The sequence below is a fragment of the Halosolutus sp. YCN4 genome, from assembly GCF_059736495.1.
Genome location: NZ_JCASSM010000003.1, coordinates 693,199 through 715,195, shown reverse-complemented (window position 1 = coordinate 715,195; position 21,997 = coordinate 693,199). Strand labels below are relative to the sequence as shown.

Sequence of the window (21,997 nt, the reverse complement as noted above, 5' to 3'; positions counted from 1 at the left end):
ACTAGAGACTCCGACGTGTTTTTGAGCGCGTACCGGCTACGTCCCCCAGATGCAGGTCGTCGTCCCGTTCGCAGTCGAGAACCCGAAGACCCGGCTCGAGCCGGTGCTCGATCCCGACGAGCGATCGACGGTCGCGCGAGCCATGCTCGCGGACGTCGTCACTGCCGTCGCCGACGCGGGCCACGAGCCGACGGTCCTGGCGACGGAGCCCCTCGATCTCGCGGTCGATACGGACTCGGTCGCGGTCGACGACCGGCCGCTGACGCCCGCGGTCAACGCACGGCTCGCGGCTGCGGACGGCCCCGTCGCAATCGTCATGGCCGATCTGGCGCTGGCGACGCCGGCGGCGCTCGCACGACTGTTCTCGGCGGACGGTGACGTGGTGATCGCGCCGGGGCGGGGCGGCGGAACGAACGCGCTCGTCGTTCGCCACCCCGAGTTCCGTGTCGACTACCACGGCGCGTCGTATCTCGATCACCGTGCGATCGCCCGCGAGGTCGGGGCCGCCGTCGAGACGATCGACTCGTTCCGGCTCGCGACTGACGTCGACGAACCGGCGGATCTCGTCGAGGTGCTCGTCCACGCCGACGGCCGGGCGGCCGACAGGCTTCGGGAGTTCGGGTTCGAACTCGACGCCTCCGACGGCCGGGTCGACGTCGCCCGCGTCTCGTCGGCGCGGGACTGAGGCAGAACCGATCGAAGGTGAAGCCTTATGTGCGCCGCGGCGACACTCCGAGGTGATGCTTCCCGGGGCGAGCGAGTACGGTATCGATCTGTCGATCGACGACGCGGCCGTCGAGCGGTTGCTGGACGTCGAACCGGGCGACGTCGCCGGGCCGTCGGAGCTGACGTTCGCGCGCAACGTCTTCGTCCCCCTGACGACGGCCTGCCGCTACACCTGTACCTACTGCACGTACTTCGATCCGCCGGGACAGGCCTCCCTGCTCTCTCTCGAGGAGGTCCGGGAAATCTGCCAGCGCGGGGCCGACGCGGGCTGTACGGAGGCCCTCTTTACCTTCGGCGACGATCCGGACGATCGCTACACGGCGATCCACGACCAGCTGGCGGAGTGGGGCCACGACTCGATCCACACCTACCTCCGCGAGGCCTGCGAGGTCGCGCTCGAGGAGGGGCTCCTGCCACACGCCAACCCGGGCGACCAGACTCGCGAGCAGATGGCCGAAGTCGCCGACGTCAACGCCAGCATGGGCGTCATGCTCGAGTCGACCGCCGCGGTCGACGCCCACGCCGGCCCGCGACGGAAGGAACCGGCCCAGCGCCTGCGAACGATCCGGACCGCCGGCGAACTCGACGTCGCCTTCACCACGGGGATCCTCGTCGGTATCGGCGAGACGTGGCGCGATCGGGCCGAGAGCCTGCTCGCGATCGCCGAGATGCACGACCGGTACGACCACGTCCAGGAGGTGATCGTCCAGCCGGTGGTGGAGAACGAGCGGTGGTCCGACGGCTCACCCGACCTCGAAACCATGCGCCGCGTGACGGCGATGGCCCGCGTCGCCTTGCCGGCGGAAATCTCCGTACAGGTCCCGCCGAACCTCGCGCCCGCCCGGGACCTGATCGACTGCGGCGTCGACGACCTCGGCGGTGTCTCGCCGATCACCGACGATCACATCAATCCCGACTACAAGTGGCCCGCCCTGCGGGAACTCGAGGAGATCGCCGAGACAGCGGGGCTCCCTCTGCACGAGCGCCTGCCCGTCTACGAACGGTTCCTGCCCGCCGACCTGCGACCGGCGGAGTTCGACGGGGTGCCCGCGGACGGGGCGGACGACGGCGACCGGGCGTGGATCTCCCCGACGATCCGATCGGCCCTCGCGGCCGACGACGCGGCCGGGGACCGATACCGGAGCGTGCTCCGGGACGGCACTCCCGACTGACGATCGACGCGGGCGTTTTCCGCGCGTCACGGCCGTTTCTCCGCACGTCGCGGCCGCTTTTCCCTCCGTCGCGACCGTTCTCCTCCCCACATCCGACGACTTATTGTGGGCTGACCACTACTTCCTGGTATGGTGTGTCACAACGTACCAATTCAGTCCGTTCCCCGGATCCGCGGTGGTGAGCCGGCGTGAGCGACGACCGACCGCCGACGGAGGACGATTCCTCTGCGGACGGGACACCCGACGGCGGCGACGATCGAACCGGCGCGAGTGGATTCCGCTTCGAGGTCGGACTTCGGTCGCTAACGGACCTCCTCGATGCCCTCGTCGACGTGACTGTCACCGACGTCCTGCCGCCACCGGCCGAACGGATCGATCGGCCGACTGACCGGGGACGTCGGTCGGACGACGACTCCGACCGATCGACCGTCGGCGATCGATCGAGCGGCGTTCGCGCGACGCGTCGGCGGCCACCATCGGCCGCCGGGCCCCTCGTCGACACTCGGCGCGCCGACGGCGAGTTCGTCGTCACCGCCGACGTTCCGGACGCGAACGGGGACGACGTCTCGGTCGGTATCGATCCGCGGACGAGCGAGCTGGTGATCACCGTCTCGGGGGTCGTCCTCGAACGAGTCGCGACGCCGTGGCGATCGGTCGAGGCGACCAGGGTCCGGTTCAACAACGGCGTGCTCGAGGTCAGGCTGCGGCCGGACAACTCCTGATACGGACTGCTGTACCGATGTACCGGGCGATTGCCGGCGGGTCGCTGTTGCGCCGAAACTGACGTCCAGCAGTCCGCACGACCCCGAGTCGATCGGCGGGCTATCGGGACGCGATCCCGAACCGATCGTCGTCGGTCCGTTCGAGGGTCGCTTCCTCGCGGAGTTTCACGACCCGGCCCGTCGGATTCGACTCGACCGCGGCGCTGGCGTCGATCGACTCGAGGGTGCCGAGCAACTGCGCTTTCGGCGGCTTCTGTGCGGCGGCGCAGTCGTAGATCGTGAGCAGTCCGCGATCGCTCGCCTCGCGCTCGTAGACGACGACCCGGGCGTGGTTCGGCAGGTGCCACCGGTCGTCGTCGATCGGGACGAGATGATTCATATCGGGGGAACGGTCGGAGTCGGGAAAAAGCTGATCCGGCCTCATACGGTTTACTGTAAGTCAGTTCCGGCGCAACCGCGATCCGGGCGGCGGTTGCGCCGGGACATCGGTACAGCAGTCCGTATCAGTCGTCGGCCGGCATCGGTCGTTCCTCGTCGGTCAACAGCGGCGTCCCGTCCGCCTTCGGCCCGAGGCGGGGCCCGAACGGCGGGTCGTCGGGGTCGATGACGCGCCGTTCGTCGTAGCCGGTCGATCGCTCGACCGGCACGCGGCCGATCGAGGCGATCATCTCGACGTAGTCGGCGACCGAGCGGTACTCGCCGTACTCGCCGCCGGCGCGTTTGGTGATCTCCTCGGAGAGGATCGTTCCCATGAAATCGTCCGCGCCGCACGAGAGCATCTTCAGTCCGCCCTCGTCACCGTACTTGACCCACGACGACTGGATGTGATCGACGTTGTCGAGGAAGAGCCGCGAGACGGCGATCATGAGTTCGTCCTCGGCCTGCGAGGCGCCGCCCGACACCACGTCGTGTTCGAACAGCGGCGTGTTCTGGTGGACGAACGAGAGCGGAACGAACTCCGTGATCGCGCCGTCGACCCGCTCTTGCAGGTCGCGAACGCGCTTCAGGTGCAGGGCGCGGTGGGCCTCGTTCTCGACGTGACCGTACATGATCGTCGCCGTCAGCCCGAGTCCGACGTTCGCGGCGGCCTCCATCGCTTCCAGCCAGTCGTCGGTGCCGATCTTGCCGGGACAGATGACGTCGCGAACCTCGTCGACGAGAATCTCCGCGGCCGTCCCGGGGACGGTGTCGAGTCCCGCCTCCTTCAGGCGGCCGTAGACCTCCTCGTAGGACCAGTCCGTGCCGCGGCGGGCGTGGTACCCCTCCTCGGGGGTCATCGAGTGGACGTGGACGCCGTCGACGCTCATCGCCGACATCTGATCGACGTAGGTACCGGGACTCGTCTCGTAGATGGCCGGCGATTTGTAGTTGACTTCCTTCGGCTCCGGGTGGGCCTCCAGGATTTCCCGGTGCTCCTCGTCCAGCGCGAACGCCGGGTGGAGGCCGGAGACCGAGGTAACCTCGTAGATCCCGCGAGCGACTGCGTCGGCCACGATCGCGCGGGACTCGCTCGGCGTCTTCGTGAAGCCGGCGGTCTCGACCGCCGCGTCCCGCTCGAAGGTGTGGGCGGCGTCCTTGAAGTTGCAGAACAGACAGCCCACGTTACAGGCCGTCGTGACGTTGTTGTTCAGGTTCGCGACGAAGGTGACCTCCTCGCCGACCACCTCGGCGCGGCGCCGATCGGCCGCCTCGAGCACCCGCTCTTTGCGATCGCGGCGGATGCCCTCGACGTCCGTTCCCGTGGTGAGTAACTCGATCGCGTCGTCGACCGTGAGTCGATCGCCGTCGCGCGCCTTTGCCAGTGCGTTCTCGAAGGACTGGTCGGTCTCGGGAACGTAGTCGAACGTGAGGTTGGCGTCGGTCACCGGTCGCTCCATCGTCGTACCGATGCCGGTACAGTGAGAAAAGCGTGATGGTCCCAGCGACGGGCATGCAGTTCCGGAGCGTGACCGATGCGGGCGTTTTCCGATCGCCGTCGGCAGCGACGGCCCGCCACAACGATACTGAAACCTTCTTACCGTCCGCCCACAGCAACTGGTGTATGAACTGCGGCCCGCGTGCCCGGGGGTGTCTCGGATGACGAGTGTCAAAGAGTTCCGGATCGAGGCGGAAGCGACGGCCGACAGCCTCGGTCGCGGGTCGTTCGTCTTCACCGACGACTACTCCGTCTTCGACTGGGGCAAGATGCCCGACCAGATCCCCCAGAAGGGGGCCAGCCTCTGTTCGATGGGCGCGTTCAACTTCGAACTGCTCGAGTCCGAGGGCGTCCCGACCCACTACCGCGGTGTTGTCGAGAACGGCGAGGTCGTCTCCCTCGCGGACGTCGAGAACCCGCCCTGGGAGATGGCGATCGACCTCACGCAGGTGCCCGACCTGCCACACGAGGGTCGGGAGTACGACTACGAGGCCTACCACGCCGACACGGGGGAGAACTACCTCGTCCCGCTCGAGATCGTCTTCCGCAACCGCGTCCCCGTCGGGTCGAGCCTGCGCCGGCGGACCGACCCCCCAGACCACGGTCTCGACTTCGCGGCGTGGCCCGACGAGGCCGTCGACCTCGACGAGCCGATCGTCGAGTTCTCCACGAAGTACGAGGAGAGCGATCGCTACCTCGATCGCGAGGAGGCGGATTACATCGCCGGCGACGCCGCTATCGACGACCTCGAGTCGGTCGCGCGCGAGGTCAACCGGATCGTCACCGAGCAGGCCGACGCGGCCGGGCTGGTCCACGAGGACGGCAAGATCGAGTGTCTCTACTACGGGGGCGAGATACGCGTCGGCGACGTCGTCGGCACGTTCGACGAGAACCGCTTCAGCTACGAGGGTACCCAGCTCTCGAAGGAAGTGATCCGCCAGTACCACAAGCGCACCCAGCCGGAGTGGGTCGAGGCGGTCTCCGAGGCGAAAGCGGAGGCGAAACGGGAGGGCGTCGCCGGCTGGAAGGGACTGTGTGACGTCGATCCCGAACCGCTCGACGGATCCGTGATCGAGACGGCCCGGGACATGTACTGCGCCGGTGCCAACGCGTACATGGACCGCGACCTGTTCGACGCACCGCCGCTCTCGAGCGCGATCGGGGCCGTCCAGCGTCTCTGACCCGCTCACTCCCGATCGATCGCCGTCGGATCTCGTCCGTGCGAACCCGCTCCAGTCGCGAGGCGTGTTACCACGTTTCTCCCGCTGACGGCGTCGATTCCCCTGCGACGCTCGGCGCACAAAGTAACCCTCATATGGCGGGCGTCCCGACCGTGTGACGAGCACAAATGACGGCTCCCATCGGTGGACTCGCAGCCAGTATCGTCCCGTCCAGTCCGACCGGCGCGATCGCGATCGTCGCCAGCGTCATGCTGCTGATTATCGTCGCGGTGTTCGCCTTCCTCGCGATCGCACCCCTCCTCTCCGAGTCGTGGACGGAGCAACTGAACGCCACCCCGAACGGCGGCCCGTCGATCGACCAGACGACCAACGAGGCCGACTAGAGATCGCCGCTCGACGCGACTCGGTTTTCTGTCACTGTGAATCGAGACGTCCCGTTTCGTCCAGCGACGAGCCTGCAATTCGGTCCGATCGCCGTATCGACGCGTCGGACGGCGGTTCGAGCCGTGCACGCGACGGTTCGGCCGGATCGTGCCACCCCCAGAGGTATGCCGTTCGCAGTGGTACGACGCCCGAGTTGATCCCATGACCGACAACCACCCAGAACGTACCCGCGAGCTCGGGGTCGAATTCGGCGACCTTTACTCGAAACTCCGCGAGCACGGCTATCCGATCACGACGGAGGAACTCGTCGACGTCTACGGCGAGGACGCGATTCAACTCCCGTGGGGGTCGACCCTGATCAAAGAGGTGCTCGATCCGATCGCCGCCGAAACGTACGAGTCTCCCGCGGAGGCCCGCGAGGCGATCTTCAACATGGTCGACAGCCGGGCGATCGGCCGAAAGTACTACTCCGATCGGACCCCGCCGGCCCTCGGTGAGCGACGACAGGACGAGCAACTGTCGTTTTGACGAGTCGACTCCCGCCGGCGTCACAGGGGGAGCCGACCGTCCGCTCGTCGTCGTGGTCTATAGATCGTACTGCTCGCGCACCAGGTGGGCCATCCCGCGTTCCTCGAGGACGTCCATCGGGGCGAGCATGTCCAGTTGGACGACGCCGGGGAGTCGACCGATCTGGACGCCGCCGGTGAACGTACACCGCGATCGGACCTCGCCCTCGCTCATGTCGAGCAGTTTCCCGGCGCGATCGAAGGCGTTATCGGTGGCGTCGTTGATCGTCGCACCCGAGCCGATGACCTGAATCGGCCCCATGTCGACCGCCATGTCTACGCCGTGTTTGTCGGCGAGTTCGCGGCCCGCCTCGAGTTCGTCCTCACTGTAGGGTCGGCTGATGAACGGTAGATCCTCCTCGTTCGGCAGGAGGATCGGGCCGTCGATCTCGAGCCCCTTGATGACCTCGACGTCCATCCGCACGGTGCCGCTCACGTCGGTCGTGTGGAGGGAGAGTTCGCCGTCGCCCTGGTTAGCGTGGAGGTCGCCGGCGTAGACGCCGCCGCCGTCGATCTTGACCGGGCAGATCAGCGTCGCACCAGCCCGGACCTCCGGGACGTCCATGTGGCCGTCGGTGCGCTCCTCGAGGTCCGCCTCGCTCTCCAGACCCCAGTCGTGCTCGGCGCCGACGAGGAACTGGCCGAAGTCGCCCGCGTTGTGCGAGTCCGGGAGTTCGACGGGTGGTGTCGTGCCGACGTTCCCGATGAACGGGCGCAGGCGACCGAGCGTGCCGGGCATCTCCGAGGGCTCGTACAGCAGGATGGGGTGTTGCCGGGAATTCTCGGGGATGTCCATCACCGCCTCGGCGTCTTCGGCGAGTTCGTGAGCACCCTCCCGATCCATCGTGAGGCCGACGGTGTGGTCGTCGTCGAAGGCGACGGTGTAGCCGTACTCGAAGCCGAAGGCGGAGGCGTTCGCGCCACACTCCGCACAGCGGACGGCGTCCTCGCCGGTGCCCTCGACGACGGAGTCGGGCCACTCCGTCCCGCACTCGGGACAGCGGTGGTCGACGAACGGATCGTCGCCGAACGCGCCCTCGCGCTCGCGCATCGATCCCGTACTCGTCGCGAGACTCGTCACGTCGATCTCCCGAATTCGCAGGGCGATCGCGTCACCGACCTCGGCGTTCTCGACCCGGATCGGCCGGGTTACCTCGTGGCCGCCGCGGAACTCGGGTGTAATCATCGGCCCCCAGCAGGCCGGCGGCGTGTACGTCTCGATCGTACCGCCGTCGGCGACGGTTCCCGCCCACTCCTGGTCGGGACCGACGAGGCCGAGCGTGTACTGGTCGACGGACAGTTCTTGCTGAATCTCTCGTTGTGACATACCATACCAAATTACGGCGGCCCCGTCGATAAACCCTGCAGTACACACGTCACAGCCCGTCACGGTCAGGATTCGTGATGTGACGCGGGGGCGGTCGGCTCGCGGACCGCGATCGGATCGCCAGGCTGCCATCGCATCGCTAATCAAATTGAAGGCGCAACTCGACGACGACCTCCACCCGCTGTTCGAGGGCGTCGCGATCGATCGGGAGAACGTGTGAGTGGTCGTCCGTCGCGTGACGACTCGATCGCGATCGTGTCGTTCGGTGCGCTCGAGTGAACGACGCCGCCACAACAGGTTCGTTGAAGTGAACGGCGTCCGTCCCGTCACCCATGATCGATTCGGTGGACGAGGACGAACCCGACTGTCACTACTGCGGCCTGCCCGTCGCATCGACGGACGACCGACGAGTCGTGACCACGATCGAGGAGGGGACGGCGATCCACACCCACTTCTGTAGCGACGACTGTCTGGCGGCCTGGGAGTCCTGACCGATCTCGCGGTTCGGCGCTGTGGCCGAAAAGGGTGATCCGGAGTTCTGCTTCGATGCGATTACTGGGACCGGTCCTCGGCGACCGCGGTCCCGATCCCGTCGACCGGCCGGTCCGGCGTGACGTCCTCCAGTTCCTCGGGCAGGCCGAGCTGGTAGCGATCGCCGTTCTCGCGCACGCTCGTCCGGCCGCGATGGACGGAGACGTCGCCGTTCAGGTGAAGCCGGACGGCCTCCAGCAGGGCGCTGGCCTCCAGTGGCTGGCCGCGACGTTTCATGTCGTCGAGGTCGGCGTCGTCCGGGACGTCGAACGCGCGCTGGGTGATGATCGGTCCCTGGTCCAGGTCGGTCGTCACGTAGTGGGCGGTGACGCCGGCGACGCGGACGCCCTCGTCCAGGGCCTGGCGGTAGGCCTCGGCACCGGGGAACGCCGGCAGGAGCGAGGGGTGGACGTTGATGATCCGATCCTCGTACCGGAAGACGACGTTGGGCGAGAGAATGCGCATGTAGCGCGCGAGGACGATCAGGTCGACGTCGTACTCGCCGAGGAGTTCGAGCAGTTGGTCCTCGTTCTGCTGGCCGCCATCGTCGCCGATGTCGTGGAACGGCACGTCGTAGTGTTCGGCGAGCGGCTGGAGGTCGTCGTGGTTACCGATGACGACCCCGATGTCGGCCCCGAGTTCGTCGTTGGCCCACGCCTCGAACAGCGCCTCGAGACAGTGGCTCTCCTTCGTGACGAGGACGGCGATCCGCTGGTGGTCCCGATCGGCCGGGAACCGGACCTGGACGTCGAGTCCGAGGTCGTCGCCGAGGTCGTGGAGGTCCGCGCGCAGCGTCTCCTCGGTACAGACCATCTCCGAGGTGTCCACCGCGAGGTACATCCGGAAGACGCCGTCCCGAACCGCCTGGTCGAGGTCCTCGATGTTGATCCTGCGCTCGAACAGGAGGCTCGTGACGCGAGCGATCAGTCCGGTGTCGTCGTCTCCGATAACCGTGATTTCGGTCAGGTCAGTCGTCATCCTGCCACCTCCGCTCGAGCGAATGTCGATCCATCAGTACGGATCCAGTCTACGGGCGGCTAAAAGTCCTGCTTTCCGTGGGTGCGTGTGAGAACGGTGGACACCACCCCGTAGTGGCGCTCCCCAGTCTCCCGATCGGTCCAGTTGGTCCAGTTGTGTCAGACGCACGCACGACGATCGGTGTCTGACAAACGGGTGACCCGGACCCCTCCCACGTCCCCCGATCGAATTGTATTCGTCGTACAAACTCGTGCAAAATGTCTGACAGGGTTTTATGGAGTCGTCTGTGGTGGGACCTTGTGTCACGACGCGTGACGATCTTCGCACGGTGAATACAATGACTGCAACACGATCGAACCACGGCGGAGCTGGGATCGACCCCAAGACGGAGACGGCGGTCGTCTCCCACGACTGGGAGACCGACACCTCACTATCTACCACCATCGTCTCGACCGTTTCGAGCCTCTCGGGGCGGGACCCGGCGGAACTCGACCGACTCTACGATCGGATCGACCCGGACAGCCTCGAGACGCTCTTCGAACCCGCGAACGGGTCCACCACCCGGAACGGCGGTCGGGTTTCGTTCCGATTCGACGCGTATTCGATAACGGTCCACGCGAGCGGAACCGTCGTCGTCACGCGGGAGGGGTAAGTGGGCTGTGGGCAGTGAGACGGTCTGCTGTACCGCGTTACCGGCACGACCCCGAACCGTTCTGCGGTTGTACCGGAACTGACTGGCATCGATCCGTACCCGTGGTCGTCGACGGATCGGCCGCCCGACGTCGACGGAGCGTCGCGCGAGGGGGAGCGGGTATCGACCGGTGACGCGGTCGAGGTCGCGATCGTCCTGCGCACACTCGTCAGGTACGTTCTCGAGGTGTCGCTCGACGACGGCGAACATCCCCATCGCGAGGACCGCAACGACGACAAGTACGACAGGTGACCGCTCGAGGCCCCCTCGAGGATAGAAGACCACACGGACGATACTGCCGGCGACGCGAACCCGACTTGTTTTGTGGACGTGGGCGATATTGGGTTCTATGAGCAAGATAAGTCCGGCCGAACTCGAGCGGCGACTCGAAGGCGACGATCGGGTGTTCGTTCTCGACATTCGACCGCGGAAGACGTACCAGCAATCACACATCGACGGGAGTCGGAACGTTCCCGTGTACCACGCGCTCCGGGGTGGAGACGACTCCGAACTGCGCGATTCGCTCTCGCGGATTCCGGACGACGGGACCGTCGTCACGGTCTGCAAAGCGGGAATCGTCGCCCGGAAGGCGACCGCGGTCCTCGAGGAGGAGGGGTACGACGCCACGACCCTCGCGGGAGGGATGCGCCGCTGGAAGGGCTACCGAAACGGATCACTCGGCTACCGACTCGGTGCCGCGATCCGTCGGCTGCTCCCGTGATCGCGCTGCGCCGATCGCATATCCACGAACGTGCATTACACAGGAAAGTCGAAAGCGTTTTTGAGCACGGATACGGGATTCAACGTAATGACCGCCTACACCGCGACGGTGACGGTTCGACTCAAACGCGGCGTCCTGGATCCCGAGGCCGAGACCACGAAGCAGGCCCTGGAGCGTCTCGGCTTCGAACTCGAGGCGCTCCGATCGGCCGACCGGTTCGAGGTCGACCTCGACGCGGACTCCGCGGAGGCCGCTCACGAGCGCGCGAGCGAGATGGCAGAACGGCTACTCGCGAACCCGACCATCCACGACTACGACGTGGAGGTCGACGAACGGTAGATGACGGTTTCGATCACACTGACCGAAACTGTCGGTCGCACCACCAGGGGGTGGCGACTGTGACAGTTTCGATCATCCGATTCGGCGGCTCGAACTGCGACCGCGACGCCGAGCGCGCGCTCGACCACCTTGGAATCGACGCCGAAATCGTCTGGCACGAGGACGGTCTGCCCGAGGACACCACGGGAATCTTGCTTCCCGGGGGCTTCTCCTACGGTGACTACCTCCGTGCGGGTGCGATGGCCGCCCGATCGCCGATCATGGCCGACGTCCGCGAGGCCGCCGCCGACGGCGTCCCCGTCCTCGGGGTCTGCAACGGGGCCCAGATCGGCTGCGAGGCGGGGCTGACCGAGGGCGCGTTCACCACCAACGAGAGCGCTCGTTTCCAGTGTGAACACGTCTACCTCAGGGTCGAGCGGGCGGACACGCCGTGGACCGAGGCCTACGAGGCGGGCGAGGTCATCGAGGTGCCGATCGCCCACGGCGACGGCCGGTACGAGATCGACGACGATCGACTGGCCGAACTCGAGGACGCGGACCGGGTCCTCTTCCGGTACTGCGACGAGACCGGCGAGACCGGGCCGGACGCGAATCCGAACGGCTCGAAACACGACGTCGCGGGCGTCCTCGGCGAGACCGACTCCGTCGCGGTCCTGATGCCCCATCCCGAGCGCGCGACGCTCCCGGACGTCGGCCCCACGGACGGGCAGGGCGTCCTCCGTGGCTTCGAGTCGTCCTGACGGCCGGCCATCACACTTATTCTCCCCCTCCGTCGATTCCCTCCAACGACTGCCGAACCAGGACTCACCGATTGAAACGAGTCGAACGGTTAGGACTCCCCGGTTCGTCGGTCCCGGTACTCGAACGATCAGAGAACGTCCCATGGCCCACGGAACACGTATCGTGTACGTCGATCCCGATGCGACGGGCGAGGTCAGCGCGGCCGCGAGCGACGCCGCGTTCACGGTCGAGGTCGTCGCGTCCGCAGCCGCCTGCCTGGAGCGACTCCCGAGTGCCGACTGCGTGGTGACGTCGGATCGCCTTCCCGACGCGAGTCCCGTCGACCTCTGTCGGCAGGTCCGCGACCGTCGGGCGGACCTGCCGATCGTCGTCTTCCCGATCGACGGGAGCGAAGCGCTCGCCGGCGAGGTGATCGCCGCCGGAGCCGACGGCTACGTCCCGCGATCGCAGGGGGTCGATACCCTCGTCTCGCGGCTCGACGAACTCGCCGACCGCGATCGCCACGACGACCGGGCCGTCGTCCGCGTCGGGTCGTCGACCGATCCCTCCGATCGGCTCGCGTTGCTCGTCGAGCAGTCGCCGCTCGCGATCGTCGAGTGGACGCTCGATCGGACCGTGGGCAGCTGGAACCCGGCCGCGGCGGACCTGTTCGGATACGCGGCTTCCGAGGCCGTCGGGAAATCGGCGACGGAACTGCTCGTTCCCGAAGCGCATCACGACGCGATCGACCAGTACTGGGCCGACCTCGTCGACGAGGACGTCGCGGGATCGGTCAGTCGGCGCGTCGTCCAGAACGTCCGCAAGGACGGGACGCCGATCACCTGCGAGTGGTTCAGTACGCCCCTGGTCGACGACGGCGAGGTCGTCAGCGTCCTCTCGTTCGTCCAGGACGTTACCAGGGACATCAAGCGGGCGAACGCGCTGGAGGCGCTTCAGGAGACGACGAACGAACTGATGCGCGCCGAATCGGTCGCGGAGATCGGCGAGATCGTCATGGACGCGACCGAAAACGTAATCGATCAGTCACTCGCCGGCATCAGGTTCTACGACGACGAGACCGAGACGCTCAGGATCGCCGCGACGACGTCTCGGCTCGAGGTCCACAGCGGCGACCTCTCGACGATCGGGCCGGACGACGGCCTCCTCTGGGACGTCTACCAGGACGGGGAACCGGCCGTGATCGACGACGCGTCCGCGGACATGGTTCCGTACGACCTCGATCGCACCGTCGGGAACGCGATCCTGCATCCGCTCGGGGAACACGGTCTCCTGACGGTCGCATCGTCCGGGACGGACGACCTCGACGTGGTCGACATCCACCTCGTTCACGTTCTCGCCGCGACCGCCGAGGCGGCGCTCGATCGGGCCGACCGCGAACGGGAACTCGAACGGACGAAGACGGTCGTCGAGACCGTCGGCGACAGCGTCTACGCGCTGGACCGGAACGGCTACTTCGTCACCGTCAACGACACGCTGACCGAGTTGACGGGCTACGATCGCGAGGAGCTGCTCGGGGAACACGTGTCGACGGTCCTCACCGAGGAAAGCGTCGAGCGCGGCCGGAAACGCATCCGGGCGCTGCTCTCGGCCGACGACCATCGGGTCGCGACCTACGAGGTGACCGCCGAAGCCGCCGACGGCGAGCGGATCGCCGGCGAGGTCAACATGACGCTCCTGTGGGCCGACGGTGACCTCGAGGGGACCGTCGGCATCTTCCGGGACATCAGCGACCGCAAGCGCATGCAGCGCGAACTCGTCGATCGCAAGGCGAAGATCGAGAGCCTCCACGAGATCGCGTCCCGACTCGACGACTGCGAGACGCGGGAGGCGGTGTTCGAGTTGACCGTCGACGCCGCCGAGCGGGTGTTGAACTTCGACGTCTGCGTGGCCGATCGGATCGACGGGGAGTACCTCGTGAAAGAAGCGATCTCCTCGACCCTCGACGACGCCGACTACGTCGAGCGGATCCACGTCGAGGAGGGGATCGCCGGCAAGACGTATCGGAACCGGCGAACCTACCGGATCGGGGACGTGGCCGACGCCGAGGACGCGGCCGGCGAGGCCGACACGTACCGGTCCCTGCTCAGCGTGCCGATCGGCGACCACGGCGTCTTCCAGGCCGTCGCGACGGACCGGAACGCGTTCGACGCCGACGACCAGGAACTCGCGGAACTGTTGCTCTCGCACGTCAGCGACACGCTGGATCGACTGGCGTTCGAGTCCGAACTCAGGGCGGAGCGCGATCGCTTCGTCGCGCTGTTCGAGAACGTCCCCGACGCTGTCGTCAGCGTTCGCGAACTCGGCTCCGGACCCACGGTCGAGGAGGTCAACCCGGCGTTCGAGCGCCTCTTCGGCTACGACGAGGAGACCGTCGTCGACGAACCCCTCGATCGGTTCATCGTCCCGACCGATCGGACGGCCGACGCCGATCGACTCAACGCCAAAGGGGGTCGCGGCGAACCCGTCGAAGCAGAGGTCAAACGCCGGACGGCCGACGGGTTGCGGGACTTCATGCTCCGGGTCGTCCCGATGCAGATCGACGAACGGTCCGAGCGGGCGTTCGGGCTCTACACGGACATCACCGAACAGAAGCAGCGCCAGCAACGGGTCGAGATCCTGAACCGTGTGCTGCGCCACGACCTGCGAAACGGGATGAACATCATCACCGGCTGTGCGCAGATGCTGGCCGAGGCGGTCGAGGGCGACGACGTCGAGTACGCCGAGAGCATCCAGGAACGGGCGAGCGAACTCATCAGTCTCGCCGAGAAGACAAGGGCGGTCGAGCGGACGCTCGAACGGGGCGAAGCGGCCACCGGGCCGGTCAACATTACCGAGGTCGTCCAGCAGGCCGCGTCGCGTCTCGAATCGACGTATCCCGAGGTCGAGGTCTCCTGTTCGGTCACCGACGGCATCTACGCCCGGACGGACGACTACTTCCAGACCGCGGTCTTCCAGGTGTTAGCGAACGCGGTCGAACACAACGACGAGCCGACACCGACCGTCGACGTCGAACTGCGTGACTGCCGGGAGGACGGCATGGTGACGCTCTCGATCGCCGACAACGGCCCCGGAATCCCGGCCGAGGAACGAGCCCTGCTCCAGGAAGACGAGGAAATCACTCAATTGCGCCACGCCAGCGGACTCGGCCTCTGGCTCGTCAACTGGGTCGTCACCCAGACGGGCGGACAACTGCGGTTCGGCGAGAACGACCCCCGCGGGACGATCGTCACGCTCGAAATTCCGCGCACCGACGTGGAATCCGCCCGCTCGGGGGTCGACGAGCGGGTGACTGACGATCGATCGGGCCGATCCTGACGGCGGGCTGATAGTGTCGTTCGGAGTGGACAGCCGATCGGCGTGGCGCACTGATTTCGGAACGCTTGTGATCGATTGTCGGAATGGGTGACTGTGAGCCGCGCTCGACTCTTCGCGTCCCTCTGTGGTCTCGTCTTTCTCCTCAACCTCGCGAGAATCGTCTTCGCACCGCTCTTGAACGTGTTTATCGACGAGTTCGCGATCGGCGAGGCGACGGCCGGACTCATCGTGACCCTCGCGTGGGTCGGGAGCGCCTCCCTTCGCCTCCCCACGGGGTGGCTCCTCACGAAAGTACCGCGTCACCACGTCGTGGTCGCGTCCGGGGTGATCCTCGCTGGGTCGTCCGCGCTCGCCGCGACCGCGAGGTCGGTTCCGCACCTCATGATCGGGGCGTTCCTCATGGGCATCGCCTCCGGCGTCTACTTCGTCTCGGCGAACCCGCTCCTGAGCGAACTCTACCCCGAGCGGGTCGGCCGGGTCGTCGGGATCCACGGGGCCGCCAGCCAGATCGCCGCGGTGATCGCCGCACCGTTCGTCCTCCTCACGCTGCTCGTCGACTGGCGGCTCTCGCTGTGGGCGATCGCCGCCGGCGCGGCGGCGGTGACGGCCTACACGTGGCTCGCCGCGAGGCGAACCGAGATGCCGACGGCGGGCCAGTCCGATCGCAACTTCGTCGCCGGCGCGCTGTCGGAGTGGCGACTCATCGTGACTGCGCTGGCGATCGTCGGCGCGGCGTCGTTCGTCTGGCAGGGCGTGTTCAACTTCTACGAGCTGTACATGCAGTCGAAGGGGCTCTCCGACCGGGCGGCGGGGACGATGCTCACGATCGTCTTCGCCGCCGGCGTGCCCGCGTTTTTCTTCGGCGGCGATCTGGCCGACCGGTTCCCGCAGGTGCCGTACCTGCTCGCGATCGTCGGGACGTTCTCCGCGAGCCTGCTCGCCCTGACGATGATCGAGGGTCTGGTCGCGCTCGTCGCGATCAGCGCGGTCGTCGGCTTCGTCATTCACGCGCTGTTCCCCGCCACGGACACGTATCTCCTCGATACGCTCCCGGACTCGTCCCGTGGGAGCGCCTACGCGGTGTTCAGTTCGATCTGGATGCTCACCCAGGCGATCGGCTCGTCCGTCCTCGGCCTGTTCATCGAACGCGGCTACGCCTACGACGCGGTGTTCGCCAGCGCCGCGCTCCTCCTCGGGGCGACGATCGTCGTCCTCGTCGTCCTCGAACGCGCGGGGCGACTCCCGAGTTGATCCGTCGCAGACAGGCCGTTGCCCGGTCGGCGATCCGTGACAGTGTTCGGTATTCGAACCTCCTCGTGGTGGGGCAGCAGACAGTCCGTGGGAACTGTCGAAATACTTGCTCGGAGATAGATTTCAGGAATCCTGCTGAATATAGAGGTTCAATACAGCACAGAGCATTCATTCATTTCGGGAGGAATTCGATGAACTAACTATTGGATAGATATGGGGTACTTACCGCTCGCTCCCCTCCCTATAAATGTCGAACGGTTCCGTCTCCACCGTCTCGTGAGCATCACCTTCAACAGTCATCTCATATGCTAAACTCTCTACTGGATCCGCAGTTGTTATTTCAATCCCATTAATGGAGATATCCACCCCGACATAATTAGTGTCCGAATCCGGCACCAATCTCATCGATACCGTCCAGTCATCGATCGTTGCTCTCTCAAGGACTGCACCGCGAATTTCCTCTTCGTTAATTACTGCCCCTTCGATCGTTCCATATTCCTCGAGCGTAGACATATCAATATCAATGAATAGTTCGTCAGCTTCTGGGGTTAGCCACTCGATAGAGAGCGGTTGAGACTGATCATGGTCAGAGAGGCGTTCCGGGTATAATGTCGGCGGGAGCAATTGAGGGTCTATGAGTTTGAACTCCCCGTTACCGTCACCACTATCATCGGAATGCACATATACGGCTTCCACATAATCGTCAGGAGATTGAACATCGTATTTAACCCTGCTCATTGATCCGATATCTGTGAACTGAAACCCCGTCAGTTCTAACCCGAGGAAATACTCATATGGTACATCCTCCAGCCGGGATACCACAAGGTCAATCACTCCATCGGTAATGTCTAATATATCGATAGTTGGGGTAACAGTATTGGAAGGCAGACTTTCCTGATCTGCCGTTTCTACAGAGAGACTTCCTACATCTCCCCCATATCGTCCCAAAGGAGAAGTATCTATTTTGATTTGATGTTCTTGATTTTCATCAGGAAGTCTCTTTCCCTGGTTGTCTGATATGATCAATTCTATAAGAATAAATTGTTTGTCATCGAATCCTACTATAAGATCATCCGGGCGGACGGCTACTCCCACCCACTCGTCATCTTGATCTTCCGATTCTGTGGATCCCAAACAGCCAGAAGCGGCAGCACTGAAGGAGGCACTTCCTACAACAATGAAATCTCGACGGTTCACGTCCTGACGGTGTCGGCGGACAAGTATATGCTTTCTGTGAAATTGGGTCTTGTCTTACCCATTTAACTCGTGGCGTAACCGAGTCGATCGATTCCACCGTTTTTACCGAATACGCTCGGTTGCTTCGCCTCGATATATTCTTCGTTCTCTTGATTTTACACTCTTTTTATATTTGAGGTATGCCTTTACTCTGGAGCGATATCTCCGATCTCGACTGCCTCGATCAGACTAGTCCCTCGTGCAAGACTCGCGCCTTGTATTCAGCAGGCAAATCTTGTCAGATACAGAGGGGTTCAACAGAGCCAGTCCGTGGTGACCCGGGTCCGTTACCGCATCGGCGGCGACCCGACTACCGCGTCAGCGGCTGGTTGAAACTCCGCTCGCGCTCCATCACGACCTCCCAGGTCCGCTCGCAGTCACAGGACACCTGTTCGAACACGGTCGGATCCTGCCGGAGGTCGAAGTCCTTGATCGCCTTCTGGACGAGGTCGTCGCACTCCCCGCAGTTGTGCGGGCCGCGATCGGAGCCGTGGCCGACCGGGTCCGAGACGACGATCGCGTCGACGTCGGCGGTTTCCTCGAGGACGTGCGCGACGGACCACAGCCACGGCGGCCGGTAGCCGTCGTTGAAGTAGAGTTCGTCCACCATCGTGTAGCGCTGGACGTTACAGGGGTTCATCGAGACGGTGTGACAGCCCGCGACGTCGGCACAGCGCTCGATCGACGAGATCATGTCGTCGACCGCCTCGGACTCGGTGAGAAACGGCGGCTTCATCAGGAGGTAGGCCTTGATCCCCGCCTCGGCGTCGTCGCCTGCGTCCTCGTCCGCCGTCGCGGCTTCCGCACAGGCCGCCTCGAAGTCCGCGAAGTCGAAGTACTTGTTCACGCAGTCGTGACGCACGCGATCGGTGGCCGTCTCCAGCCCGATCGCGACGTCGGTGTCGATCCCGTGTCGGGTGAAGTCGCCGATCTTCTCGCGATCGACGAAGTCCGGCAGGGACTCGACGACCATCCGCTCGCGGTCGGCGAAGGTCTCGGCGATCGCTCGTCGGGTCTCCGCGCCGACTTCACGCTCGTCCAGGAACGAGCCGGAGGTGTAGATCTTGATGAGTTCGGCGGGTTCGTCCGCGTGTTCCGCCTCGTGGTCGAGACAGACGTCGATCTGGTCCATCAGCGCCTCGTGAGACACGGAGCCGCCGTCGACGCTCTCCGCGACGTAGCCACACATCGTACAGCCGCCGGCGCGGGCCCAGCGACAGCCGCCGGTGTTCAGGATGATCGTCAGGCTCCGCTTGACGCCGGTCGGCGTGTTGTCCTCGTCGAGCCAGACGCGGGTGGGTTCGTGGGGATCGTAGCTCGCCTCCTTGCGCGAGCGGATCTCCCGCATCACCTTGTTGTGGGCGTCCATGCCCTTGCCCTGCTCGTAGACCTCGGGCGTGGGTTTACTCATTGTACGGGGCAAGCGGTCCAGCGCGTAAAGCGCCTTCGTCTGGCCCCGATCGTCGCCACTCGCGGGGTCGAGGCCCGACAGAAGCGCCACTCGTCAGTCGGCTCGCTACGACGCTCGGCTGGTCCCTACTCGAGACGCATCACTCTGGTCTCGACGGCGTTGCAGGTGGGACAGACGAACTGGTATCGGACGCGGCTCCCGGCGGCGGTGACTCGCCAGCCGCCGTCCTCGACGACGTAGCCACACTCCCCGCAGCGGGCCTCCGACTCGTCGAACTTCGCCCGGAGGCGCTCGAACGGCGATCGGTGTACAGACATGCGTTACCGTATAACGTGGTACGATATAACATTCGGGGGTGCGTCGGGTGCCGGGTCCCCTGCTCTACAACGCCGGGGGTTCTTTACGAATGTCCTTCCTATGTAGGCTCATGAACACTGTCGACACGGGTGGCGGGCCGAATCCGGCGGCAGCGACTGCCCTCGAACAGGTCGTCGACCCCGTCGTTGCGGTCGCCGACGAGACGGTCACGTACGCGAACCCGGCGGCCCGGGACGCGTTCGACCTGCCGTCAGCGGACGAGACCGGTGACGACGGTACGGGCCGGTGGGACGCGACGACCACCCTCGAACCCCACTGGGACGCGCTCGAGGCGGCGATCACGGAAACGACGGTCGGGACCGCTCGGGCCGTCGCGATCGACCACGGTCGGTACGACGCCCGCGTCCACAGGGGAGACGACGGGGCGACGATCACCTTCAAACTCACGGCGGACGCCGAGACGGCGGCGAGCGATCGCGCCGTCAAGGACCGGGCGATCAACGAGGCGCCGGTCGGGATCTCGATCTCCGATCCCGACCGGCCGGACAATCCGCTGGTCTACATCAACGACGCCTACGAGGAACTGACCGGCTACGGCTTCGACGAGGTGGTCGGCCGGAACTGTCGGCTCCTGCAGGGCGAAGAGTCCGATCCCGACGCGATCGCCGAGATGCGGGCGGCGATCGACGACGAACGGCCCGTCACCGTCGAACTGAAGAACTACCGCAAGGACGGCACCGAGTTCTGGAACGAGGTGACCATCGCGCCCGTCCGCGACGACGCGGGCGAGGTGACCAACTACGTCGGCTTCCAGAACGACGTCACGGCGCGCAAGGAGGCCGAACTCGCACTCGAGCGCCGAACCGAGGAACTCGAGTACATCCTCGATCGGGTGGAGGGGTTGATCCAGGACGTCACGGACGTCGTCGCCGGATCGACCACGAGATCGGAACTCGAGGCCGCGGTCTGTGACCGGATCGCCGCCGAGGCGGCCTACGACGGGGTCTGGATCGGGGAGCGCAATCCCGCGATCGGGACGATCGAGGTGCGATCGAGTGCCGGCGTCGAACTCGACGACGTGTCGGCCGACGCGGATCATCCGACGGCGGACGCGCTCGCGGCGAACGAGGCCACCGTGGCGACGATCGACGGGACGACCCACGCGGCGTTCCCGCTGATCTACAACGGGATCGAGTACGGCGTGTTGACGGTCTGTACGGATCGCGATCGCCCGATCGGCGACCGCGAGGCGGTCATCCTCTCGGCGCTGGCCCGGGCCGTCGCGAGCGGGGTCAACGCGCGCGAAACGAGTCGGATGCTCGCGACGGACGCCGTCGTCGCCGTCGACCTCGAACTCACCGATCGGTCGCTCGCGCCGGTCGCGATCTCGGCCGCGACCGGGTGCCACCTCGAATATCGTCGCTCGGTCCACCGCACCGGCGACGAGACGGCGTCGCTGTTCACTGCCACCGGCGCCAGCGGTGCGGATCTCGCCGCGGCCGCTGACGACCTGCCGGGGATCGATCTCTCCGTCCTCGTCGAGCGCGACGAGGGCGACACCTGCCTGGTCGAGGTGACCGGCGACGACGACCTCGTCGGGTGGCTCTCCGAGCGCGGCGTCCGGACGCGAGCGATCGAGAGCGAGGGCGGCCGCGCCCGGGTGACCCTCGAGATCCCCCGCTCGGCCAACGTGCGATCGATCGTCGAGGCCGTCGAGGACCGGTACGAGGGGACCGACGTCATCTCGTTCCAGCAGCGCGACCGCGAGGGGGAGACGCGCCAGGAGTTCGCGGCCCGTCTGGAGGACCGACTCACGGAGCGGCAGTTCGGCGCGTTACAGCGGGCCTATCTCGGCGGCTACTTCGAGTGGCCCCGGCCGACGACCGGCGAGGAACTGGCCCAGTCGATGGGGGTCTCCCGGCCGACCTTCCACGAACACCTGCGGACGGCGGAAGCCAAACTGTGCCGGGCGTTCTTCGGCGACGAGTGAGTCCGTCGACCTGCGGCCGCGGTTCCGCACGTCCCGTTGATCGTCGACCCTCTCCCCTGCGTCGTTGAACGGCACGTTAACCCGTTGTAGTCCGTTCTTAGAGGGTCGGACGGTCGCCTCCGTTTATGTAAGCCGACGTGGCAGCCGGTTTCATGCTCGAACTCGCAACGGCGACCCCGCTCCAGGTCGGCGGCGGTGGATTCCTGTACTGGGCAGTGATCTTTTTCGTCCTCGCGATCGTCGCCGCCGCCGTCGGTGCCCGCGGCGTCGCCGGCATCTCGATGGAGATCGCTCGCATCTTCGTGCTGATCTTCATCATCCTCGCGGTCGTCGCCTTGCTGTTGTAGGCGGGCGCGGGCCCCGCCAGTCGTCGATCGTCGGTCGCCAGCGCTACCCGCGAGTATCGGCTTCCGACCTGATCGGGTTCACACCTCCGAACTGTATCCACACGCCCCGCGTTCCGCTCGCGACGACCCGCGATC

23 protein-coding genes are annotated in these 21,997 nt (G+C 65.7%); 16 read left to right on the top strand and 7 right to left on the bottom strand.

What is annotated here, in order from left to right:
• The first annotated feature begins 49 nt into the window (after positions 1-49).
• The 3 genes from cofC to AC6I6X_RS14090 all read left to right on the top strand — a co-directional run bounded on the left by cofC (position 50) and on the right by AC6I6X_RS14090 (position 2,620).
• Positions 50-685, top strand: coding sequence for a 2-phospho-L-lactate guanylyltransferase (gene cofC / locus AC6I6X_RS14100; protein ID WP_497931159.1), 636 nt, complete (start codon positions 50-52; stop codon positions 683-685).
• Positions 686-740: 55 nt separating this feature from the next.
• The gene (gene cofG, locus AC6I6X_RS14095; RefSeq protein ID WP_497931158.1) at positions 741-1,898 is read left to right on the top strand and encodes a 7,8-didemethyl-8-hydroxy-5-deazariboflavin synthase subunit CofG; all 1,158 of its coding nucleotides are present in this window, start codon (positions 741-743) and stop codon (positions 1,896-1,898) included.
• Positions 1,899-2,086: 188 nt separating this feature from the next.
• Positions 2,087-2,620: an Hsp20/alpha crystallin family protein gene (locus tag AC6I6X_RS14090; protein ID WP_497931157.1), complete on the top strand. Its 534-nt coding sequence runs from the start codon at positions 2,087-2,089 to the stop codon at positions 2,618-2,620.
• Between the two features lie 100 nt (positions 2,621-2,720).
• On the opposite strand, the gene AC6I6X_RS14085 is transcribed toward AC6I6X_RS14090, so the two are convergent.
• Positions 2,721-2,999 carry a hypothetical protein gene (locus AC6I6X_RS14085; RefSeq protein WP_497931156.1) on the bottom strand — a complete coding sequence of 93 codons (279 nt, stop codon included), beginning with the start codon at positions 2,997-2,999 and terminating at the stop codon, positions 2,721-2,723.
• Positions 3,000-3,123: 124 nt separating this feature from the next.
• A complete protein-coding gene (gene cofH / locus AC6I6X_RS14080; protein ID WP_497931155.1) occupies positions 3,124-4,497 on the bottom strand; it encodes a 7,8-didemethyl-8-hydroxy-5-deazariboflavin synthase subunit CofH in 1,374 nt (457 codons plus the stop codon).
• A 199-nt stretch (positions 4,498-4,696) separates the two neighbouring features.
• Here cofH and AC6I6X_RS14075 point away from each other — a divergent pair, with 199 nt between their 5' ends.
• The 3 genes from AC6I6X_RS14075 to AC6I6X_RS14065 all read left to right on the top strand — a co-directional run bounded on the left by AC6I6X_RS14075 (position 4,697) and on the right by AC6I6X_RS14065 (position 6,628).
• The gene (locus AC6I6X_RS14075) at positions 4,697-5,716 is read left to right on the top strand and encodes a phosphoribosylaminoimidazolesuccinocarboxamide synthase (RefSeq protein ID WP_497931154.1); all 1,020 of its coding nucleotides are present in this window, start codon (positions 4,697-4,699) and stop codon (positions 5,714-5,716) included.
• 167 nt (positions 5,717-5,883) lie between these two features.
• Positions 5,884-6,099, top strand: coding sequence for a hypothetical protein (locus AC6I6X_RS14070; RefSeq protein WP_497931153.1), 216 nt, complete (start codon positions 5,884-5,886; stop codon positions 6,097-6,099).
• 202 nt (positions 6,100-6,301) lie between these two features.
• Positions 6,302-6,628 carry a DUF5789 family protein gene (locus AC6I6X_RS14065; RefSeq protein ID WP_497931152.1) on the top strand — a complete coding sequence of 109 codons (327 nt, stop codon included), beginning with the start codon at positions 6,302-6,304 and terminating at the stop codon, positions 6,626-6,628.
• Positions 6,629-6,685: 57 nt separating this feature from the next.
• On the opposite strand, the gene AC6I6X_RS14060 is transcribed toward AC6I6X_RS14065, so the two are convergent.
• Entirely contained in the window at positions 6,686-7,993 is a 1,308-nt protein-coding gene (locus AC6I6X_RS14060; RefSeq protein ID WP_497931151.1) for an acetamidase/formamidase family protein, read from the bottom strand.
• Between the two features lie 79 nt (positions 7,994-8,072).
• On the opposite strand from AC6I6X_RS14060, the gene AC6I6X_RS14055 reads away from it, so the two are divergent.
• Both AC6I6X_RS14055 and AC6I6X_RS14050 read left to right on the top strand, forming a co-directional pair.
• On the top strand, positions 8,073-8,213 hold the full coding sequence (locus tag AC6I6X_RS14055; protein WP_497931150.1) for a hypothetical protein: 141 nt from the start codon (positions 8,073-8,075) through the stop codon (positions 8,211-8,213).
• A gap of 112 nt (positions 8,214-8,325) precedes the next feature.
• A complete protein-coding gene (locus AC6I6X_RS14050) occupies positions 8,326-8,484 on the top strand; it encodes a DUF7576 family protein (RefSeq protein ID WP_497931149.1) in 159 nt (52 codons plus the stop codon).
• Between the two features lie 61 nt (positions 8,485-8,545).
• On the opposite strand, the gene AC6I6X_RS14045 is transcribed toward AC6I6X_RS14050, so the two are convergent.
• Positions 8,546-9,502 carry a formyltetrahydrofolate deformylase gene (locus AC6I6X_RS14045; protein ID WP_497931148.1) on the bottom strand — a complete coding sequence of 319 codons (957 nt, stop codon included), beginning with the start codon at positions 9,500-9,502 and terminating at the stop codon, positions 8,546-8,548.
• Between the two features lie 337 nt (positions 9,503-9,839).
• On the opposite strand from AC6I6X_RS14045, the gene ddfA reads away from it, so the two are divergent.
• The 6 genes from ddfA (at position 9,840) to AC6I6X_RS14015 (ending at position 16,560) form a co-directional block, all read left to right on the top strand.
• Positions 9,840-10,154, top strand: a complete 315-nt coding sequence (gene ddfA / locus AC6I6X_RS14040) for a DdfA family disk-determining factor (protein ID WP_497931147.1) — start codon at positions 9,840-9,842, stop codon at positions 10,152-10,154.
• Between the two features lie 388 nt (positions 10,155-10,542).
• A complete protein-coding gene (locus tag AC6I6X_RS14035) occupies positions 10,543-10,914 on the top strand; it encodes a rhodanese-like domain-containing protein (RefSeq protein ID WP_497931146.1) in 372 nt (123 codons plus the stop codon).
• Positions 10,915-11,001: 87 nt separating this feature from the next.
• Positions 11,002-11,253 carry a phosphoribosylformylglycinamidine synthase subunit PurS gene (purS, locus tag AC6I6X_RS14030; RefSeq protein WP_497931145.1) on the top strand — a complete coding sequence of 84 codons (252 nt, stop codon included), beginning with the start codon at positions 11,002-11,004 and terminating at the stop codon, positions 11,251-11,253.
• A gap of 59 nt (positions 11,254-11,312) precedes the next feature.
• Positions 11,313-11,993 (top strand): phosphoribosylformylglycinamidine synthase I, encoded by a 681-nt coding sequence (gene purQ / locus AC6I6X_RS14025; RefSeq protein WP_497931144.1) that lies wholly within the window; start codon positions 11,313-11,315, stop codon positions 11,991-11,993.
• 142 nt (positions 11,994-12,135) lie between these two features.
• Positions 12,136-15,309: a PAS domain S-box protein gene (locus AC6I6X_RS14020; RefSeq protein ID WP_497931143.1), complete on the top strand. Its 3,174-nt coding sequence runs from the start codon at positions 12,136-12,138 to the stop codon at positions 15,307-15,309.
• A gap of 93 nt (positions 15,310-15,402) precedes the next feature.
• Positions 15,403-16,560, top strand: a complete 1,158-nt coding sequence (locus tag AC6I6X_RS14015) for an MFS transporter (RefSeq protein ID WP_497931142.1) — start codon at positions 15,403-15,405, stop codon at positions 16,558-16,560.
• Between the two features lie 222 nt (positions 16,561-16,782).
• On the opposite strand, the gene AC6I6X_RS14010 is transcribed toward AC6I6X_RS14015, so the two are convergent.
• The 3 genes from AC6I6X_RS14010 to AC6I6X_RS14000 form a co-directional block, all read right to left on the bottom strand.
• Complete coding sequence (locus AC6I6X_RS14010; protein WP_497931141.1) at positions 16,783-17,757, bottom strand: hypothetical protein; 975 nt, start codon at positions 17,755-17,757, stop codon at positions 16,783-16,785.
• 349 nt (positions 17,758-18,106) lie between these two features.
• Positions 18,107-19,207, bottom strand: coding sequence for an archaeosine biosynthesis radical SAM protein RaSEA (locus AC6I6X_RS14005; RefSeq protein ID WP_497931140.1), 1,101 nt, complete (start codon positions 19,205-19,207; stop codon positions 18,107-18,109).
• Positions 19,208-19,332: 125 nt separating this feature from the next.
• On the bottom strand, positions 19,333-19,524 hold the full coding sequence (locus tag AC6I6X_RS14000) for an HVO_0649 family zinc finger protein (protein WP_250142063.1): 192 nt from the start codon (positions 19,522-19,524) through the stop codon (positions 19,333-19,335).
• Positions 19,525-19,634: 110 nt separating this feature from the next.
• On the opposite strand from AC6I6X_RS14000, the gene AC6I6X_RS13995 reads away from it, so the two are divergent.
• Positions 19,635-21,515 (top strand): bacterio-opsin activator domain-containing protein, encoded by a 1,881-nt coding sequence (locus AC6I6X_RS13995; protein WP_497931139.1) that lies wholly within the window; start codon positions 19,635-19,637, stop codon positions 21,513-21,515.
• A 152-nt stretch (positions 21,516-21,667) separates the two neighbouring features.
• The gene (locus tag AC6I6X_RS13990) at positions 21,668-21,862 is read left to right on the top strand and encodes a DUF1328 family protein (protein ID WP_265112525.1); all 195 of its coding nucleotides are present in this window, start codon (positions 21,668-21,670) and stop codon (positions 21,860-21,862) included.
• The last annotated feature ends 135 nt before the right edge of the window (positions 21,863-21,997 follow it).

What these genes read in the sequence shown, in the direction of transcription:
- AC6I6X_RS14045 (WP_497931148.1), bottom strand. Translation starts at nt 9,502, where the DNA reads ATGACGACTGACCTGACCGAAATCACGGTTATCGGAGACGACGACACC.
- AC6I6X_RS13995 (WP_497931139.1), top strand. Translation starts at nt 19,635, where the DNA reads ATGAACACTGTCGACACGGGTGGCGGGCCGAATCCGGCGGCAGCGACT.
- AC6I6X_RS14050 (WP_497931149.1), top strand. Translation starts at nt 8,326, where the DNA reads ATGATCGATTCGGTGGACGAGGACGAACCCGACTGTCACTACTGCGGC.
- AC6I6X_RS14035 (WP_497931146.1), top strand. Translation starts at nt 10,543, where the DNA reads ATGAGCAAGATAAGTCCGGCCGAACTCGAGCGGCGACTCGAAGGCGAC.
- AC6I6X_RS13990 (WP_265112525.1), top strand. Translation starts at nt 21,668, where the DNA reads ATGCTCGAACTCGCAACGGCGACCCCGCTCCAGGTCGGCGGCGGTGGA.
- AC6I6X_RS14000 (WP_250142063.1), bottom strand. Translation starts at nt 19,524, where the DNA reads ATGTCTGTACACCGATCGCCGTTCGAGCGCCTCCGGGCGAAGTTCGAC.
- cofG (WP_497931158.1), top strand. Translation starts at nt 741, where the DNA reads ATGCTTCCCGGGGCGAGCGAGTACGGTATCGATCTGTCGATCGACGAC.
- AC6I6X_RS14085 (WP_497931156.1), bottom strand. Translation starts at nt 2,999, where the DNA reads ATGAATCATCTCGTCCCGATCGACGACGACCGGTGGCACCTGCCGAAC.
- AC6I6X_RS14070 (WP_497931153.1), top strand. Translation starts at nt 5,884, where the DNA reads ATGACGGCTCCCATCGGTGGACTCGCAGCCAGTATCGTCCCGTCCAGT.
- AC6I6X_RS14005 (WP_497931140.1), bottom strand. Translation starts at nt 19,207, where the DNA reads ATGAGTAAACCCACGCCCGAGGTCTACGAGCAGGGCAAGGGCATGGAC.
- AC6I6X_RS14060 (WP_497931151.1), bottom strand. Translation starts at nt 7,993, where the DNA reads ATGTCACAACGAGAGATTCAGCAAGAACTGTCCGTCGACCAGTACACG.
- AC6I6X_RS14065 (WP_497931152.1), top strand. Translation starts at nt 6,302, where the DNA reads ATGACCGACAACCACCCAGAACGTACCCGCGAGCTCGGGGTCGAATTC.
- cofH (WP_497931155.1), bottom strand. Translation starts at nt 4,497, where the DNA reads ATGGAGCGACCGGTGACCGACGCCAACCTCACGTTCGACTACGTTCCC.
- AC6I6X_RS14075 (WP_497931154.1), top strand. Translation starts at nt 4,697, where the DNA reads ATGACGAGTGTCAAAGAGTTCCGGATCGAGGCGGAAGCGACGGCCGAC.
- cofC (WP_497931159.1), top strand. Translation starts at nt 50, where the DNA reads ATGCAGGTCGTCGTCCCGTTCGCAGTCGAGAACCCGAAGACCCGGCTC.
- ddfA (WP_497931147.1), top strand. Translation starts at nt 9,840, where the DNA reads ATGACTGCAACACGATCGAACCACGGCGGAGCTGGGATCGACCCCAAG.
- purS (WP_497931145.1), top strand. Translation starts at nt 11,002, where the DNA reads ATGACCGCCTACACCGCGACGGTGACGGTTCGACTCAAACGCGGCGTC.
- AC6I6X_RS14020 (WP_497931143.1), top strand. Translation starts at nt 12,136, where the DNA reads ATGGCCCACGGAACACGTATCGTGTACGTCGATCCCGATGCGACGGGC.